The 1207-nt window shown below is 72.2% G+C and carries 1 protein-coding gene; it reads right to left on the bottom strand.

The genetic code is table 11. The features are described from left to right. Nucleotides 1–484: 484 nt before the first annotated feature. The gene (locus FL311_RS43245) at nt 485–1030 is read right to left on the bottom strand and encodes a MarR family winged helix-turn-helix transcriptional regulator (RefSeq protein WP_141333515.1); all 546 of its coding nucleotides are present in this window, start codon (nt 1028–1030) and stop codon (nt 485–487) included. Nucleotides 1031–1207: the final 177 nt, after the last annotated feature.

The raw sequence follows: 1207 nt of genomic DNA, 5'->3' as shown, positions 1-1207 counted from the left end.
CGGCAGCTCGGGGCCTGGGCTCTGCGGGGTGTCGAGATTCACGCTGTCCTGTCCGCTCGTTCGCGAGGCAACCCCCGACGGGGGTGCCTATTTCCCGATTCTCTAGCAACGTCCGACGCGCCGCGAGGAGCTTGGACACGTCGATTTCGCTCGGGACGTGGCGAGGGTGTCCGACGCACGAAGGACGCGGCCGACGGAGGGTCCGGGAGGCAACGCGCGAGGGCCGTGCCCTTCGTCCCAACGGGGCGCCAAGTGCCCGTCATGACTCGGGAGTGGGCCAGGGTTCGGGGCCCGGATGCGCCCTGCGACGCGGGACGGCGAGCACCTCGTCCGGCGGGCAGGCGGGGGAGCGGCCCACGGACGAACGGGAGGGGGCGGAGGCGCCTCGCCGCGCTCGAGTCACGCGGGGCCATTCACTCCGGAGGGCCGCGCCGAGCTCCTCGGCCCGCGAGGGGGGCGGGCCGTGACGCTGCTCGGCGACGGTCTACTTGCGGACCTCTTCCTTGAGCGCCTCGTCCGCGCCCATCTCCACCTCGGACGGCTGCAGTCCACCCAGCTCCTGGGCGAGCGCGGTGAGCACGTCCTGGGTGGCGAGGATGCGCGAGCGCGACAGCCGCCCGAGCACGCGCTGCACGGCGGACTCGACGGTGCCCTCGGAGGGGATGTCGAGCGAGCGCCCCGCCTCGGTCAGCGCGAACAGCGCCTTGCGCCCGTCGAGCGGATCCGACTTGCGCTCCAGCAGGGCGCGCTTCTCCAGCCGCTTGAGGACACCCGTCAGCGTGCTGGGGTGGACGTGGAGGATCTGCGCGAGCGTCCCCGCGGTGATGCCGGGGAAGCGGCCCACCAGCCGGATGACCAGCCGCTGCGGACCCGTCAGGCCCAGCGTCGACTCCATCCGCTTGGAGGTGGACTGGAGCCCGTGGTCCACGGCCCACAACAGCCGCATGAACTCGAGCACTTCGCCGAGGGGCGGCCCCTTGAGCCGCTCGCCTTCGTGAGGTTCCGGTTCCCCGGTGGCCGCGTCCTTCATGCCTTCATCTTCCTTCACCTGCCGTCTCCCTGTCTCTGCCATGTCCATGGAGCCGCGGGAGGTGTCCAGTCCTCGAGGTCCCCCGCCGCCAGATGGCGTTGTCTATCAGTCACTGAGGACAGAAGGGTGGGGCTTTCGTGCCCCGGCCCCGCGGGCCCCCCCGGGGGAGCGCCCGGC

It is taken from the genome of Myxococcus sp. AB025B (genome assembly GCF_006518215.1).
Taxonomy (GTDB): Bacteria; Myxococcota; Myxococcia; order Myxococcales; family Myxococcaceae; genus Myxococcus; species Myxococcus fulvus.
The sequence above is the reverse complement of the archived record's forward strand: the minus strand, read 5'-3'. Positions and strand labels throughout refer to the sequence as shown.

Bases quoted from the DNA above. Each gene is read 5' to 3' on its own strand.
- FL311_RS43245 (WP_141333515.1), bottom strand. From the start codon at position 1,030: ATGAAGGACGCGGCCACCGGGGAACCGGAACCTCACGAAGGCGAGCGG.